Here is a 15,520-nt window from a genome sequence, read left to right on the forward strand (position 1 = left end):
CAGATTGCCGGCGTAGGTCAGCTTGTCCACATTCAGCACCGCTTCGTCCGACGCGTTGAGCCAGTCGAGCACGAAATTGGCGCCGATAAAGCCGGCACCGCCCGTTACCAGGATCATGAGGCTTCCTTTGGACGCTTACGTCCGTATTCGTTTGCTTCTCTGGAACGTCTTGGCATGACTTGTTCACCGATTAAAAAAGCGCTTCGAGGTTGCTACTCTGCGTTTGGAGTTCGATATTCAAGCTGAAGCGCTAATGCACAAAAGTAGCTCGTTGCTGCCCAAGGTGATGCAGGGCGGAATCCGCCGTATCCCTATGTGGCTGCTCGTTGAGCATGCATCATTACCAATCGATAGTCACTGTAGGGAGATGTGGCGAAGAACGACCAGATAATTTCATTTTTCGACAACGCCGGATTGAACTGCCCCGGTTATTGGAAAGCTGTCAACGCTCAAGGGTATGGAATCACGAAGGTTGCATGCACCGTCTGAACTGGCGTCTACTGGGCATATATCGGCCGGCTCAGCATTCTTATCATCACGCTTTCCTATCTCCGCCAAAGTGTTGGCGTATCAAGCCGCAAAAATCGGAGTTCGGCATGAGGTGTGTAGGATTGGTCAACCGTAAAAAACTAATAGAGACAGTTGGAACAATAGACTAGTCTTCGATGGACAGTTTGATGAAAAACTATTCGAGAGACTATCGTCGCTATGCGACGCAGCCTCGCGGCTTGACTGACGAACACACCGTTAGGCGTGTCGGACTTACGCTATTTAACGGCTTTTCGTTACCGGAAACCGCCTTGGTATTGGAAGCTTTCCATTGTGCGAATGCGATCATCAAGGCTGATGGAATCGATGGGTTGCGCTTCGATGTCTATCTGTTATCGGTTGCGGGAGGCAAAATTGCCAGTTCGTCAGCGGTCTCGGTCTGGACCGACAGTGTCGATTCGCATGTTCAGGCAGGCGATTTTTACGCACTGTTTGTCGCTGATGGCGCCGGCGTACAAAATGCGCAACAGGATGACCGCCTGATCACCTGGCTGCAGAGAGTCCATTCTCGTAGCGAACGAATATTCTCCATCTCTGGGGGACTGCAACTCCAAGCGGCAGGTTTCCACCCAGGCGACAGCGACCCACTCCAAGCCGCGCTCTCACTAATTGGGAATGATCTCGGCGTTGAAGCCGCGCGTCAAATCGCCCAGCGACTCGAGCAGCGGCTCGAGGACCAGTCGCTCGCAATAGTGCGCAAAGATACCTCGATCATTGTCAGTGACCAGATCCGGGCATCGGCGCGCTGGTTGGAAATGAACGCCTACCGTCCGATTGCGATGGAAGAGGTCGCCCAGGTAGCCTCGATGAGCGAACGGAACTTCTTGCGGCGCTTCAAACTGGAAATGGGCAAGGCCCCTTCGGACTATCTCCTGTTGGTGCGCTTATCCAGATGCTGCCATCTACTCGCCGAAACGGATCTACCAGTCGACAAGGTCGCGCGGCGTTGTGGAATCAGCAGCGGCGGCCGTCTCTCCAAGGTTCTGCGCAAACATCTCGGCGTAACGCCCATTGAATACCGCGCAAGCAGGCGCAAATCAACTGATTCGAAATGACCTCTCTTTCCGTTCAGGGTATGCCGGCTAATGGTGAACCGCCCGGCATGCGGCGCTTAAATGACTTCCATCGGGTTAATTGCCGCTCCACTGCATAGCGCACCCTCTTGTCCAGATTTGAAATTACTTAACAATTTCAAAAATCGCATTCATGTAGACTTGCCCGCGCGACGCGCATTCATCCTGATGGGCGTTACCCGTCAATCAGCCGACTGGTCCCTCATTAACACCTGTCTTCGCTACGCTGGGCGAACCTACCTGCCCATTCGCTTACATGAGAATCGCCGTCCTCGAAACCGATATTGTGGCGCTAGATCACGCGCTCGAAGTACTGTCATCCGCAGGGCATTTCCCTTTCGGTGCGCTATGCGACAAAACGCTTCGGGTGCTACTCGCAGAAGTGTCTGTCGATCTGGTCATACTCGATTGGGCGAATCCCGATGCGCTCCGATACGATACTTTGCGCGTTCTGTGCGGGCATGAACCCGCGATACCCGTCATTCTGTGCGCGATGTCGCATACACAACAGCACGTGATTAACGCCGGGCTAATGAGTGGCGCGAACATCTGCCTGGAAAAGCCGATCGGCGGCGCGCGGTCGCTTGCGCACATTCATGCGTTGGAACTCATCGGGCGGTCGTTTCTTCCACAGTCCTGTTCCGCACAACCCGCGTATCAGCATTAAATGACATGCCGGTATGCGCAAAAAAAGGCCGACACAAAGTGTCGGCCGAAAAACCTCCGGCTTTTCCGAGGTCATTGCCGGAAGCCAAAGAAGATATTCGCCGATAACCGCTACGTGAATCCGACATCCTTTTGTACCACCCCGCCAAAGTGAATTGCTGAGTCGCCTTATCCCCTGTATCGGCTGTCAGGCTGCGCTCGATTTGCCTGGGAATGAGAGCGTGACATGGGCCATGCAAGCGCTGTAGACCTCGACGACGGCAGGCGATTTATAGTCGAGGCGAGGATAATCGGCAAACGCGTCTGCCAAGGCTTTGACGTCAAATCGTATCTTCGACACTCGTATCACATGCGCCGCCAGTTCTTGTGCCCTGCTGGCCAGCGCTACGCGCTGCAGCAGATTCAACTCGCCGTTGACATGCATCCATAGATGCGTTGATTCGACCACGTGCTGCGTCGTGAGCCACTTTCCAATCAGACGGTGCCTCAGCAATTGAGACACGACCAGATAGGTCAGCAGATCGACGCGCGCATTAATGTCGGGATAACTTGACCAGGGCATCGGAAATGTGGAGAGAGGCGAAGTTCCGCGCGTTGCGCACAACGAGCATGCTTAGGCTGGAAGAGCGCACAAAAATGGTCACCCGTTTCGCGAGGCGGCCGCAGAGGACATCATCATGAGATCGGATAATCCTCAAAGCATATGATCCTCGCTCCAATTTATCCGTTCCGTCAAAACCGTGGCGGATTCCGCTGAGTGCTACTCGCCAGCCGAGGGGTTTCGAGCACTCGCGAGCGCGATGCGGCTCACGCCATCATGTTTGCTCATACGCGGAAACACCAGCGTCCTGATGATCTCGTGAAGCGTGTCTTCTTCCGAGAGCGGCCCGGCCATTGCCCATAGGCCGTGGCGCGGCGTGGGCAGGCGGCGGGCATCGCCGGAAAAGAGGGCGACGTGCAACGCAGGTCCGCCTTGCGCGCGGCGGATTGCCCGATTTGCGCCGACACAATTCCAACAAAACGGACTGAGCGCGTCGGCGGACGATCTCACGAGATGGATCATCATGTCGGCGCCCTCGCCATCCCGATCGTGCACGATCTGCCACGATAGGCGTGCGCCCAAAGTCGGGAGATTCCCGATCCAGCGTTCCACTTCATGTTCGGTAAATCCCCACAATCGCAAGCCGACTCGAAGCTTCGAATGCGTGGCACGCAACACGTCGCCGTGTGAGCGAGAGCTTGTGCTGACCGCGCGAGTGAGGGGTCTAAACGTGCTGTCGTGGCTCATGATGGGCATTGGTTAGATCGCCGCGTCCGGGGATTCGTGAAGCGGACCGACGCTCGGGTGAGAGTGGATGCGAACGCGCGTCAGCAAGCGAATTCAACCGAAAGTGCGCGCAGATACGCGTCGAAGTCCGCCGACACTTCCGGATGACGCAGCGCGAATTCCACCGTCGCCTTCAGGTAGCCGAGCTTGCTGCCGCAGTCGAAACGCGTGCCGTGGTACTTGTACGCCAGCACCTGTTCATCGGCGAGCAGCGACTGAATCGCGTCCGTCAGCTGCAATTCGCCGCCGGCGCCGGGCTTGACCGAGCGAAGGTGTTTGAAGATACGTGGCTTGAGCACGTAGCGTCCCACCACGCCGAGATTCGACGGCGCCACGCTCGGCTCCGGCTTTTCGACGATGCCCGACATCTTGATGATCGACTTTTCCCACTCCTTGCCGTCGACAATGCCGTACGACCTGGTTTCGTGCGCCGGAATCTCTTCCACCCCAATCACCGAGCTGTGATAGTGATCGAATACCTCGATCATCTGCGTCATCACGGGCGGCTTGCCGTATAGCAGATCGTCCGCGAGAATCACGGCGAACGGGTTGTCGCCCACCAGCTTTTCCGCGCACAGCACCGCGTGGCCGAGACCCAGCGCTTCTGCCTGACGCACGTAGAAGCAATCGACATGGCTCGGCTTGATGCTGCGCACCAGTTCGAGCAGCTTGTCTTTGCCGCGCGCCTCGAGTTCCGCCTCGATCTCATACGACTTGTCGAAATGGTCTTCGATCGCGCGCTTGCTGCGGCCCGTCACGAAGATCATTTCGGTGATGCCGGCCGCCATCGCCTCTTCCACCGCGTATTGGATCAGCGGCTTGTCGACGATCGGCAGCATCTCTTTCGGGCTCGCCTTCGTGGCAGGGAGGAACCGGGTGCCGAGACCCGCGACTGGGAATACCGCCTTGGTAACTTTAAGCATGAGCGATTCCGGTGTTCGTCATAGCGACGCAAAAAAAGGAGCCTGAGCTGTGGAGAAGGCGGGCGGTAGTTCGAAGTTGATCCAGGTGCGCTCGCGCGAGCCAATCAGATCATCTTTTGGCATGCCCGAGAGCCAGCATAAGAGAGGACGCCACTGCCTGACGCGAGGTGGCGGAAGAAGCCCCGTTTTTGTCTAAAGCGAATACATGTCCGCTTTTTCTTTCGCAAGAAGGGCCGCGCCGTTGCGCGAAAAAAAAGCCTGCCACCCGAGGGAGCGGCAGGCCAGAAAGATCGAGGGTGGGGTTGCCTCCGGGAGGCGTCCCTCGAAGACCGAAGCGGAGTTTAGTCTAACGAAGCGGCCGGCGGATGGCGGTGGCGGATTGGATCAAGCTGTTGACCGAACCGGACCCGACATGTGTTGGTGAAAGCGTTTCGCTGGCGCAAGCGGCCCGTCGACGAAGCTCGCGGAATCAAAAAGACCTGCGTCCGCGTAAAGGGTCCATGCGGTATCTCCAACCAGATCGCGGATGTTGGCGACGTCAGCGGCCCCCATCCCGTCTCAATGTTGAAACAGGTTTTGCGGCACGTCACTTCCTGTTCGTTTCCGCCTCGCCGCGCCTGAACATTCGACGGACCCGCGCGTCAGCGCTCGTGCGCGCTGGAGGTGCGACTGTCAGCAGCGCCATGCCCCCCTTTGAAAGACGCGCATTTCCAACCAGATCGTCCCCCACGCGTGTAACGGTTGCGAAACATCGGGAGCCTTTCCAGCATTCGCCGGCAGCAGTGGAACAACGCTGTTTGTCGCGTGGCAAGCGTTTGCGCCCTGATGGCACAGTCGTTGCAGTATGAGATTCACGATCAAACCATGAAAGACCGACAGGTGGTTTGCATTAGATATTAATTAAAGAGGGTGAGAACGGCCGATCAGGCTGTTTTCAGGGGGGACTCGTGAAAACGATATATCGGACTGGCATTGCTTGCGCAATGCTTGTGGCGACTTGCGCCTTGTCTTTATCCGCGCACGCCACGCTTGGCGAGAAGGTCAGCAGCGTAGGCAGCGACCAGGTTCGAATGCGTGCCACCGCACACAGCGTCACTTCGCAGGCCGCCTACACCGTGCATTTGATTACGCTGCCGTCCGGCACCGTGGTGCGCGAGTATGTCGCGGGGAACGGAATCGTATTCGGCGTCGCCTGGGAAGGACCGACCTTGCCTGATCTGAAGGCCACGCTGGGTGAAGCTTTCGATCGATACGTCGCCGCCACCGCGATGCGCCGGACAACCCCGCTCGCCGTCTCGAGCGATGCCCTGGTGGTCTTCTCGGCCGGCCATTTACGTGCATTCGCGGGCTACGCGTATTTGCCGCAAGCGGTCCCGGCTGGCGTCGACGCCAGCGTCATTCAATAGCGGGGCAATCATGCGCGATCCGGATTCGCTCCTTGGCTCAGGTCCGCTTCTCAAGTTGCTCGCGGCCACATTGCTCGCGGTGTTAATAGCAGGATGCGGGGGAGGCGGCGGCAGCGGCGGGAGCAGCAATTCATCCAGCGCAACGGCGCCAGCGCAGTCGCTCACGAGTACGCCGCCCGCGTCACAACTGCCGGCGTCTAACACCACCGCGGTGACCGTCGATTTCGGCGTGATCGGTGTGCCGAATATGCCCTTCGTCAGCGTCACGCTGTGCGTGCCGGGCACGACGCAGTGTCAAACCATCGATCACGTCCAGGTCGACACCGGCTCGTCGGGGCTGCGCGTGTTCGCCTCGCAACTTCCGCCCTCGTTGGTGCTGCCGCGGCAGAAGGACGGTGCGGGCAATCTGCTCGCCGAATGCATGCAGTTCTTCGATGGTTATACGTGGGGTTCAGTACAGCTTGCCGATGTACTGATCGGCGGTGAAAAAGCGGCGTCGCTGCCCATTCAGGTAATCGACCCGAACTACGGCGCGATACCATCCGACTGCAGCAGTCTCGGCGCGTCACGCAACTTACCCGTGAGTCTCGCAGCCAACGGAGTGCTCGGCATTGGCGTGTTCAAGCGCGATTGCGGGTCGGCTTGCGTGCGCAGTGCCGTGCCGGCGACCTATTACGGCTGCGTGGAAAACACTTGCACGTCGATCGCCGTCGCCGAAAACCTGCAGGTTGGCAATCCGATTCCCTACTTCGCGACCAATAACAACGGTTCGATCTTGACGTTGCCGGCTGCGTCGCCGAGCGGCGAAACCTCGCTTACCGGGCAACTGGTGTTCGGCATTGGTACGCAGAGCAATAACGGCTTGGGCAGTGCGCAGGTGATCGGGCTCAGTCCGTCCAACGGCACGTTCAGAACGGTGTTGAATGGCACGAGCTATTCGAGGGGCATGATGGACAGCGGCTCGAACGGGCTATTCTTTCAAACCAGCGCGCTGCCTGTCTGTGCGAGTCCGAACGACTTGTATTATTGCCCCTTATCCACCCAGCAATTAAGCGCGATGATTGAAGGTGTAAATGGCACGACGAGCGCTGTCTCGTTTGCCGTCGGCAATGCCGCGGAGCTCAAGCTGAGTCGCGGCGGCAATTCAGTGATGCCGCTGCTCGCCGGTCCGGCATTCGTCTCTTCGACGATCTTCGTTTGGGGCATGCCATTCTTCTACGGGCGTAGCGTCTATGCCGCTGTCGAGCAACAACCGACGCCCGGCGGAGCGGGTCCCTATATCGCGTATTGAGAGACGCCGCGATCATCTGGCGTCTTGCGGCGGATCGATCATTCAATGCCGATACCCGGTTGGCTCGATTGAATACCTTCAAGAACTAAAAAAAGCCAATTAGCATTCCACCGATTACCTGTACACGCGACGCAACGATGCGTCGCCCTCACGCATGACTGCATTCGCCAACATTGGGTCTCATTCGGACATGCGGTGTCGAAAGTTTTAATTGTTCTATAGGATCGACTCTGATGACGAAAGCGCTTCAGTGTGAAGTTCCAGACAGTTAAACGATAAAGATGTGATGCGGGCGGCAGATCGGGAAGCAGGGACGAGTGGCGGGCGGCGCTTGAATCTTTTTGCAGAAGCGCTTCGTTGCAATCGTGCAATCGTGCGTGAAGCAAGTCTGCGGTGGTGAGCAGGTGTTGCGGGCCGATGGGCTGCCGCCGCGCTCAACGCAAGGCAATTGCGAATCGAAAAGGGCGGCGTGCCGATACGAAGACCGCCTTGCCGCTGCTCGCCGTCATTAGATGCGCCGGGACGCTCATGGCGACCTTCCACCTTGCCAGCAGGGTCTGCCCGACACCGCTCATGCGGATTCCGTTGGTGCTTCATGCGGGCACCGCATCTTCCCAGCCCGTACAGCATTTGTCTATTTGCAGAGCAACAGTCGCGCGAGGCTGGGTTGCACGCTTTCATGCGTGCTGACGAAATTCTCTGATTCGTCGAGCGAAGCTGATTGTGTGGAGAAGTCCAGGGAGTCGATCGGTCCTGTCATGTGATCCCTGTTTGGTTAAACCATCCGTCAACGGCTTCATCACAAAAGGGACTGTGGACATTGCGCGCATATCGACCTCAATTCGCGCCGCAAGCGCTGGCACTCGGCGCGGCACTGGCATTTTCGGCGTCGGCGCATGCTGTCGACCCGGCACTGAACTCGCTCGGCCAGGCAGGCGGCCTGGTGATTCCGTATGCGTTCCCATTGCCGGAGGGAGTCGGCGAAGGACAGTTCAACAACTACATCGATCCCCGGTACGGTGCGCGCGCGACGGGTTCCCAGATCTACTGGGGTGCGGTCGGACTCTTTCCGTATGTCGAGGTGGCCGGTGGGCTGGCGAACTATCCGGCGGAGGTGTCGTCGCGATTCGCGGGACAGGACCATATCGTCCTTCGTCATTTGATGGCCGATGTCAAATTGACCGTGCCGAAGTTCTTCAAATATCAACCGGCCATTGCGTTCGGCATGACCGACGTCGGCGGCCAAACCCATTTCTTTCGCTCGAAGTATGGCGCGGTATCGCAACCCTTTGGGCCGCTCAACCTGACAGTCGGCTATGGACAAGGCGACCGGCTCGATGGCCCGTTTGGCGGCGCCCAGTTGTCGCTTTGGCACACGGGGCTCTCGCTGCTGGCGGAACACGACTCGAAGACGCCCTACGTAGGCATGCGCTATCAGTCGCCCCGCATCAGTTGGCTGGCGGATGCCAACGTGATTGCCACGATAATGCGCGCGGTCAGATCGACAGACGGCGTGTCGCCGCGCACGTCGATCTCGGTCGGGATTCAGATACCGTTCGGCAAGCGGTTCAGTTCGGAGCGCTGCGCAGACGGTCTGTGCGACGGAACCAGCGCTCCGGTTCAACAGGCGCAAACGGACCCAGGCGCGAGCGAAGCGATCGCGTCGCATGACGTGCAGCCGCATTACGAGCCAGAGACGGCGGACCAGGCACATCCGCTTGCGGGAGAGGCGGTTCCATTTGCGCCGCCGTCGCGATCCTACGCGTCTGTCGTCATGGCGAATGCAGCGGCTGCGGTGTCCGCTAAGGACGCGCCGGCTATCTCCGAGCCGCTGGACGCTTCCGCGCTCGATTCGATTGCCGCGCAGCTCTTTGCGGCAGGCCTCGAACGCGTGCGCGTGGGGATCAGCGGCCGGGATCTCATCGTCGAATACGAGAACCACCGGTACAACCAGAACGAGGCTGACGCGCTTGGCATCGTGCTGGGCGTGGCGAGCATCAATGCACCGCATGGCATCGAGCGAATACGCGCGGTCGTCAAGAAGGCCAATGAGCCGCTCGCCGATATCGCCGTCGATCGTGAAGCGTACCAGCAGTTCCTCACCGGTGGATCGCCCACGGCGGCAAGCGCATCGATGACGATGCGAACGCGACCGACTTATGACGCGGACTCGATTGCATGGCACGGCGACGATCGGCGTCACGGGCTCACGCGCATTCAGATCTCGCCCGTGACGAGTTATCTCTATGGCACCGAGTACGGCAACTTCGATATTTCGTTCGGGGCGAATATTCAAGGATTCGTGCCGCTCTGGCGGGGCGCTGAACTGTACGCAAGTTACATCGCACCGTTGTACAACACGAAGAACATGGACAACGGCCGGGTGTTCAGCCAATACCGTCTGCGCGGCGGGCTGGCCACCGCGGCGTTGGCACAGAGTTTCTGGATCATGCCGGGGGTGCTGAACGTGGCCGCCGTAGGCCGGTTCAACTACCGGTACGTCGGCATCGAGAACGAAACGACTGCATTCGTCCCCGGCCGCCCGGACCTCGTGCGACTACGTCTCGCGTATCTACGCCAGCAACCGGGTGAAGATTCGCTGCCGCACCAGGAAAACGCAATGCTCACCTACCGATGGGTTCAGCCATCGTGGAACCTATGGATCGAGGCCGGGGTGGCGCGCTATGTGGGGGGCGACAAGGGTCCCCTGATCACGCTGACCCGCTGGTTCGACGATGTCTCCGTGAGTGTGCATGGCGAACACAGCGGCCGGGCCAGCTTCGTGGGTGCAAGCATCAGCTTCCCGCTCACGCCGCGTCAAGGTATGAAGCCGGGCATTACCCAGGTCGATGGGCCCCAGTCGTTTGCATTGGATTTCCGCACGCGCGTTGGATCGACCAACTACCTCTCGCCTGGTGTCACGCAGAACCTCGGTTTTCCCTATAGCACCGGGCAATTGCTGCTGAACCAGGGACGTTTTAGCGCGGCCTATTTTTCGACGCAGATGTATCGCATGCGTGACGCGTACGTCCGTTATGCGCGACCGGACGACAGGCCGTCGAAGCAGGATTGACATGGCGAGCCAACCGGTTCTTCCACTGCCACAGAAAGCGCCGCGGGTTGTTTGCGAAGCCAGTTTGCAGGAAGTAGCGACAGTGCAGGCTTATCCGCCTGTGAAATTGTGAGTGACTTTCTCTCGGAGAGAAACCATGAAGCTAGTTAACACCCGCGCGTGGCGCGCGTTGCAGCTTGGATCGATTGTGCTTGCGAGCGGCGTGCTCGTTGCATGTGGAGGCGGCGGCGATTCGCCGACTGCCACGATCAAGGGAACGGCGGCGGTCGGCGATCCGGTGGCAAACGGGGCGATCCGGATAAGCTGCAAGAACGGCTCCAGTAACGTGAATTCCGATTCGAACGGAGCATTTTCGAGTACCTTCCACTTCGACGGTCCATGTCTGCTGACGGTCACAAGTGGCTCGATCTCCCTCAATTCATTTGCCATCGCCGCGGGCACTTATAACATCACGCCGCTTACCCAACTACTCCTGACCTACCTGGCCGGACAGCTCGGCACGACGCTCAATGGTTTGATTAGCGGCATTACGACCAATTCGACTTACCAGAGCGCACTGACGAATAGCACGGTAATAACGAATGCCGAGAACGCGGTGGCGCAACTGATAAAGAGTCTGTATGGCGTGACGCTGTCCACGAATTCGTTCTTGACTGTGTCGTTCACGCCGGGCCAACCTGGGGCGGACGCGGATCTCGACGCGCTGCTGGCCGCCGGAGCGATTACGAATAATGGTCAGCCCGTCGCGTCGCTTGCCACCGCGGCGCTTGCCGCTGGCGCGGCAGCACCCATTTCGGGCGGCGGCGGCTCACCTACGCCGACTGGCGGTACGGGTGGCACGGGCGGCACAGGCGGAACGGGGACGTAGCCAGCTTCCTCGGCGGAGGCCGGCAGGTTCATTCCGATTGGACTCGTTCAATCAGGAGGGCCTGCGGGTGACGTTTATTGTGCGTCGAAAGGCAGCACAAAGCCGACGCCGCCTTGTCCTGCCATGTCGAAGTACAGCCTCCCGGGCGGATGCCTATCCACGATCCCGAACGCGCCAGTGGGATTAAAGAAGATCGTATGGGCCACGAGGCGGATGCATATCGATCCGTCCGGATAATGCACGGCTGACTCGTCAGTCAATTCTGGCACGCTCCAGTTGTCGAGACTCGCCCGTGCCATTGCCTTGATGATTTCGTCGCGCGCCTCCTCTGAACTCGATGGCGAAGGATTGATCTGGCCGAGTTCGTGGCGCAAGCGATGAAGCCGCTGCCGCGTCTGCAGTGCGCGCATGAGCTTTGGCCGGTCCATCGAGGACGGCTTGCGGTGCGCGGCTGTCGACTTCAAGTCGTCCAAACCTTGACCGATCCTTGCCTTGAGATGCGTTGACGACCGTGTAGCCGTTTCCTCGGGGTTTTCTGCTGTTAGAGAATCAGTCAGCGCCGGGGTGCCGCTTCCCGCCAATACCTTCGACATGGTGAATTCTTAGCTACCGTTGCATACGCTATGGCGCGGCCCCTACGCGGCCACGCGAAGGAGGCGGCGAAGCCGGGCCGCTTCCCAGGGCGTTCGGGCGCCGCGAACGGGCCCGAAACGCACATCGTCGAACCGCCTAGTGACGTTCCGCGAAAAACGCGACGCCTTGATTAACCGCGCACGCGTAGTTGATCTCCGGCATTAGCCGGCTATACGACGGCAGCGAAAACAGATCGGTCGAAAAGGCGATGGTCTGGTCGGGCTTCACGCGATAGCGGATGAATTGCCAGATCGGCTGACCGCTGGAATCGACCGTGGCGTGCTCGTCGGCAAAGCTGAGGGTGCCGTCCGGGGTGATTCGGAAGGCATTGATCTTCAGGCCGCCGCGCGTGGTGCCGGGAGAAGTCGTGGTGCCTGTAGGGGCGCACTTCGTCAGGTCGACCGTTACCGATACGTCAGCGCCCCGGTTCAGGGCGTTTTCCACATCGTCCAGGCTGGATAGCTGGACGGTCTGCCCGGCATGCGCAGAGAGAGTGGGAGCGATGAGCGACAGCACAACAAGCAGCTTCTTCAAGTTCAAGATAAGGACCTCGCAATCGGAATGGATGAAACGAATTGGCGATGATTCGGCTGTAAACGAACTTCTTTGGCCCGGGTAGAGAGGATGGGCATCGCCGAAGAGTTTACGGTGCGCTTCATCGTCGGGTGTCACGTTAAACAGAACCGGTGTCCTCGCAAACGAAGAAACGGGCCATAAAAGTCGGCGGTTCGTTCCAGCGGCCGGCCGGAATCTGCGAGACCGTTTTCTGTTTCGTCACCGGCTCACTCGTTTCGTCCCGTCGGGGCCGAGCATCTCATCCATGCCGCTACGATGCGCAACTCATCATTAAGAGAGAGTGCGTCATGGGTAGCCGATTCCACAGTAACTTGCCGTCGATACGAGTACTTTTATCGGGGCTCGTTATTTCCGTGGCGGCACTGTCCGCGCATGCCGCCGAGATCAAAAAGGTCGACGTGCTGCTGGTCGGCGGCGGCATCATGAGTTCGACGCTCGGCATCTGGCTTCATGAACTCGAACCCGAATGGTCGATGATGATGGTCGAGCGACTCGACGGCGTGGCGCAGGAAAGCTCGAACGGTTGGAACAATGCGGGCACTGGACATTCGGCGCTCGCCGAGCTCAACTACACGCCGGAGAAACCGGACGGCGAGATCGACATTTCGAAAGCCGTCGAAATCAACGAGGCGTTTCAGGTATCGCGGCAGTTCTGGTCATGGCAAGTCACCAACGGCGTACTCCGAAACCCCCATTCGTTCATCAATTCGACGCCGCATATGAGCTTTGTATGGGGCGACGACAATGTGCGTTACCTCAGGAAGCGCTACGACGCGCTGCAGGCAAGTCCGCTATTTCGCGGGATGAAGTATTCCGAAGACGTCGAGCAGATCAAGCAGTGGGTGCCGCTGATGATGGAAGGCCGCGATCCGCAGCAGAAGGTCGCGGCGACCTGGTCCCCGGTGGGTACAGACGTGAACTTCGGCGAGATCACGCGTCAGTTCGTCGGCTACCTGCAAAGCCAGCCTAATTTCAGTCTGTCGCTGTCCAGCGAGGTTCGAAGCATTACGCGCAACGGTGACGGCAGTTGGCGGGTGTCGTATGTGACAACCCATTCCGATGGCCCGCAACACGACGTCGACGCGAAATTTGTGTTCATCGGCGCAGGCGGCGGTGCGCTGAAACTGCTACAGGCATCCGGCATTCCCGAGGCCAGGGACTATGCCGGGTTCCCCGTCGGTGGCTCGTTCCTAGTGACGGAAAATCCCGAGGTCGTGAATCGGCACCTGGCGAAGGCCTACGGCAAGGCGTCCGTGGGTTCGCCGCCGATGTCGGTTCCTCACCTCGACACACGGATCATCGACGGCAAGAAAATCATTCTGTTCGGCCCCTTCGCGACCTTCTCGACGAAGTTCCTGAAGAATGGCTCATACCTCGATCTTCTGAAAAGCACTAACACGAACAACGTCATGCCGATGGCGCACGTAGGCATCGATGAATTTCCACTCGTCGAATACCTGGCGGGCCAGCTCATGCTCTCGGACGAAGACCGCTTCAATGCGTTGAAGGCGTACTTTCCTCTGGCGAAGAAGGAAGACTGGCGCCTATGGCAAGCAGGACAGCGCGTGCAGATCATCAAGCGCGATAGCGCGAAAGGCGGTGTGCTGAAACTCGGTACAGAGATCGTCAGTTCGAAAGACGGCAGCATTGCCGGCCTGCTCGGCGCGTCGCCTGGCGCATCGACTGCGGCGCCGATCATGCTCGGCGTGCTGGAGCAGGTGTTCAAGGACAAGGTGGCCACGCCGTCATGGCAGGCCAGGATTCGTCAGATCGTCCCGAGCTACGGCACGAAACTCAATGACAGTCCGGCGAAGGTCCATGAGGAATGGACGTACACCAGCGCCGTGTTGCAACTCGCGCCACCGCCTGCGATCGGCGTCGCGGCGAAGCCCGCTTCAAAGCCCGCTTCAAAGCCGGATTCAAAGCCCGATTCAACACCCGCCTTAAAGCCCGATCCCGCGGCACCGCACGCCGCCAAGGCCGCAACTGACGTGGCGCTATAAACCACAGCAAGCGTTCATAAAAGGTAAATGATGAAATCATGGTCGATGGCGGCTGTCGCCGTCCTTATCTCCATCGCCGGTGCGTCCGGCGCGGCGCGGGCAGAACCCTCCACACTGTCGGGCTCGTGGCATCTGATTTCCTACGAGGTTGAATCGAAGGACACCGGCGGCAAGATCCCGGCGATGGGCGAGCATCCGAGCGGTCGAGTGATTTTCGCGGCCGACCATCGTGTCGCGTTCGTATTGACCGGCGACGGTCGCAAGGCAGGCAAGAGCGACGCGGAGAAGGCGGCCCTCCTGAACAGCCTCGTGGCCTACACCGGCGTCGAGCGTACCGAGAACAATCAGTGGTGCACCAACGTCGAGGCGGCCTGGAACCCCGAGTGGGTCGGCACGACGCAGTGTCGTGAATTCCATCTCGCCGGCGACCGCCTGGAAGTGCTGACGCCGTGGCGGCAGATGCCGAACTGGCCCGGCACGACACGGTCGATTATTACTTTCGAGCGCGACAGATCGATCACGCCATGATCGGTTGTAGTAAAGCAGCGGCGCCGTCTCCGCCTTCGCCGCACGACGCATTCCGATGAGCAACGAGTCAACGGCCCCTCACTTTATTTGCGTCCTTGTTCGATCGTTTGATTATCGGATGGTCGAGCGCGGACCGCTATTCATTAGCCGCCCCCGTGACCGCGCTTGACACGTCTTTCTGACAGGCGCAGCGTTAATGCTGCATTGCAATAACCAAAATTCAAGTCGAAGCCGGCACATCGGAACGGGTCAATGGCAGGGGGCGCTCACGGGTCGAAGACCTAATTTTTCAAAGTCTCCTGCGAGGCGAATCATGTTCAAAACCGCGGTGCTTTCTAGCATCTTCGTTGTATTGGCGGCTCCGACGCTGAGCTATTCACAGGCAGTAGTCACCGAGTCGCGCGTCATTGCCGTCACGGTCAGTGACTCGCGGCCGGCGGGCGTCGACGACGACATGCCTGGTCGGCCGACCATCTCATCTCCGGCCGCGCGAGCGGTACATATCGACTACGAAAGCGCATGCGATGGCCGTATGCACCGAGTGCAAATCGACATGCGCGGTTCCATAGACGGCGGCGCAAGATGCGGAGCCTTTCCAGGCTGA

The 15,520-nt window shown here is 59.1% G+C and carries 15 protein-coding genes; 9 read left to right on the plus strand and 6 right to left on the minus strand.

Annotated elements, in window-relative coordinates:
- A partial coding sequence (locus tag ACTJLC_RS14990; protein WP_440844515.1) for an NAD-dependent epimerase/dehydratase family protein occupies positions 1–117 on the minus strand: 117 nt, incomplete at its 3' end.
- Positions 118–677: 560 nt separating this feature from the next.
- Between ACTJLC_RS14990 and ACTJLC_RS14995 the strand changes: the two genes are divergently transcribed.
- Together ACTJLC_RS14995 and ACTJLC_RS15000 are read left to right on the plus strand one after the other, a co-directional pair.
- Entirely contained in the window at positions 678–1,604 is a 927-nt protein-coding gene (locus tag ACTJLC_RS14995; protein WP_310133914.1) for a GlxA family transcriptional regulator, read from the plus strand.
- Positions 1,605–1,878: 274 nt separating this feature from the next.
- Entirely contained in the window at positions 1,879–2,289 is a 411-nt protein-coding gene (locus tag ACTJLC_RS15000) for a hypothetical protein (RefSeq protein WP_244745635.1), read from the plus strand.
- Positions 2,290–2,475: 186 nt separating this feature from the next.
- On the opposite strand, the gene ACTJLC_RS15005 is transcribed toward ACTJLC_RS15000, so the two are convergent.
- From ACTJLC_RS15005 to galU, 3 genes are all read right to left on the minus strand, one after another.
- Positions 2,476–2,850, minus strand: a complete 375-nt coding sequence (locus tag ACTJLC_RS15005; RefSeq protein WP_244745636.1) for a hypothetical protein — start codon at positions 2,848–2,850, stop codon at positions 2,476–2,478.
- Positions 2,851–3,048: 198 nt separating this feature from the next.
- Positions 3,049–3,576 carry a hypothetical protein gene (locus ACTJLC_RS15010; RefSeq protein WP_440844419.1) on the minus strand — a complete coding sequence of 176 codons (528 nt, stop codon included), beginning with the start codon at positions 3,574–3,576 and terminating at the stop codon, positions 3,049–3,051.
- Positions 3,577–3,656: 80 nt separating this feature from the next.
- Positions 3,657–4,538, minus strand: a complete 882-nt coding sequence (gene galU / locus ACTJLC_RS15015) for a UTP--glucose-1-phosphate uridylyltransferase GalU (protein ID WP_244745640.1) — start codon at positions 4,536–4,538, stop codon at positions 3,657–3,659.
- Positions 4,539–5,521: 983 nt separating this feature from the next.
- On the opposite strand from galU, the gene ACTJLC_RS15020 reads away from it, so the two are divergent.
- From ACTJLC_RS15020 to ACTJLC_RS15035, 4 genes are all read left to right on the plus strand, one after another.
- Complete coding sequence (locus tag ACTJLC_RS15020) at positions 5,522–5,944, plus strand: DUF2844 domain-containing protein (RefSeq protein WP_310134029.1); 423 nt, start codon at positions 5,522–5,524, stop codon at positions 5,942–5,944.
- A 10-nt stretch (positions 5,945–5,954) separates the two neighbouring features.
- Entirely contained in the window at positions 5,955–7,235 is a 1,281-nt protein-coding gene (locus tag ACTJLC_RS15025; RefSeq protein WP_310133919.1) for a DUF3443 domain-containing protein, read from the plus strand.
- Between the two features lie 820 nt (positions 7,236–8,055).
- Positions 8,056–10,308 (plus strand): YjbH domain-containing protein, encoded by a 2,253-nt coding sequence (locus ACTJLC_RS15030; RefSeq protein WP_310133921.1) that lies wholly within the window; start codon positions 8,056–8,058, stop codon positions 10,306–10,308.
- 136 nt (positions 10,309–10,444) lie between these two features.
- Entirely contained in the window at positions 10,445–11,176 is a 732-nt protein-coding gene (locus ACTJLC_RS15035) for a hypothetical protein (RefSeq protein WP_083082023.1), read from the plus strand.
- A gap of 74 nt (positions 11,177–11,250) precedes the next feature.
- Here the strand turns inward: ACTJLC_RS15035 and ACTJLC_RS15040 are convergent, their stop codons facing one another.
- Positions 11,251–11,769 (minus strand): hypothetical protein, encoded by a 519-nt coding sequence (locus tag ACTJLC_RS15040; protein WP_310122204.1) that lies wholly within the window; start codon positions 11,767–11,769, stop codon positions 11,251–11,253.
- A 136-nt stretch (positions 11,770–11,905) separates the two neighbouring features.
- Positions 11,906–12,349 (minus strand): VirK family protein, encoded by a 444-nt coding sequence (locus ACTJLC_RS15045; protein ID WP_186814004.1) that lies wholly within the window; start codon positions 12,347–12,349, stop codon positions 11,906–11,908.
- A gap of 323 nt (positions 12,350–12,672) precedes the next feature.
- On the opposite strand from ACTJLC_RS15045, the gene mqo reads away from it, so the two are divergent.
- From mqo to ACTJLC_RS15060, 3 genes are all read left to right on the plus strand, one after another.
- Positions 12,673–14,388, plus strand: coding sequence for a malate dehydrogenase (quinone) (gene mqo / locus ACTJLC_RS15050; protein ID WP_310133924.1), 1,716 nt, complete (start codon positions 12,673–12,675; stop codon positions 14,386–14,388).
- Positions 14,389–14,415: 27 nt separating this feature from the next.
- Positions 14,416–14,916 carry a lipocalin-like domain-containing protein gene (locus ACTJLC_RS15055; RefSeq protein WP_310133926.1) on the plus strand — a complete coding sequence of 167 codons (501 nt, stop codon included), beginning with the start codon at positions 14,416–14,418 and terminating at the stop codon, positions 14,914–14,916.
- A 313-nt stretch (positions 14,917–15,229) separates the two neighbouring features.
- The gene (locus tag ACTJLC_RS15060; protein WP_310133929.1) at positions 15,230–15,520 is read left to right on the plus strand and encodes a hypothetical protein; all 291 of its coding nucleotides are present in this window, start codon (positions 15,230–15,232) and stop codon (positions 15,518–15,520) included.

This window comes from Paraburkholderia sp. 22099, from assembly GCF_052045835.1.
In the GTDB taxonomy this organism is placed as follows: Bacteria; Pseudomonadota; Gammaproteobacteria; order Burkholderiales; family Burkholderiaceae; genus Paraburkholderia; species Paraburkholderia terricola.

Coding starts and splice junctions, on each gene's coding strand:
- ACTJLC_RS15000 (WP_244745635.1), top strand. CDS start 1,879: ATGAGAATCGCCGTCCTCGAAACCGATATTGTGGCGCTAGATCACGCG.
- mqo (WP_310133924.1), top strand. CDS start 12,673: ATGGGTAGCCGATTCCACAGTAACTTGCCGTCGATACGAGTACTTTTA.
- galU (WP_244745640.1), bottom strand. CDS start 4,538: ATGCTTAAAGTTACCAAGGCGGTATTCCCAGTCGCGGGTCTCGGCACC.
- ACTJLC_RS15020 (WP_310134029.1), top strand. CDS start 5,522: ATGCTTGTGGCGACTTGCGCCTTGTCTTTATCCGCGCACGCCACGCTT.
- ACTJLC_RS15055 (WP_310133926.1), top strand. CDS start 14,416: ATGATGAAATCATGGTCGATGGCGGCTGTCGCCGTCCTTATCTCCATC.
- ACTJLC_RS15035 (WP_083082023.1), top strand. CDS start 10,445: ATGAAGCTAGTTAACACCCGCGCGTGGCGCGCGTTGCAGCTTGGATCG.
- ACTJLC_RS15005 (WP_244745636.1), bottom strand. CDS start 2,850: ATGCCCTGGTCAAGTTATCCCGACATTAATGCGCGCGTCGATCTGCTG.
- ACTJLC_RS15010 (WP_440844419.1), bottom strand. CDS start 3,576: ATGAGCCACGACAGCACGTTTAGACCCCTCACTCGCGCGGTCAGCACA.
- ACTJLC_RS15040 (WP_310122204.1), bottom strand. CDS start 11,769: ATGTCGAAGGTATTGGCGGGAAGCGGCACCCCGGCGCTGACTGATTCT.
- ACTJLC_RS14995 (WP_310133914.1), top strand. CDS start 678: ATGAAAAACTATTCGAGAGACTATCGTCGCTATGCGACGCAGCCTCGC.
- ACTJLC_RS15060 (WP_310133929.1), top strand. CDS start 15,230: ATGTTCAAAACCGCGGTGCTTTCTAGCATCTTCGTTGTATTGGCGGCT.
- ACTJLC_RS15025 (WP_310133919.1), top strand. CDS start 5,955: ATGCGCGATCCGGATTCGCTCCTTGGCTCAGGTCCGCTTCTCAAGTTG.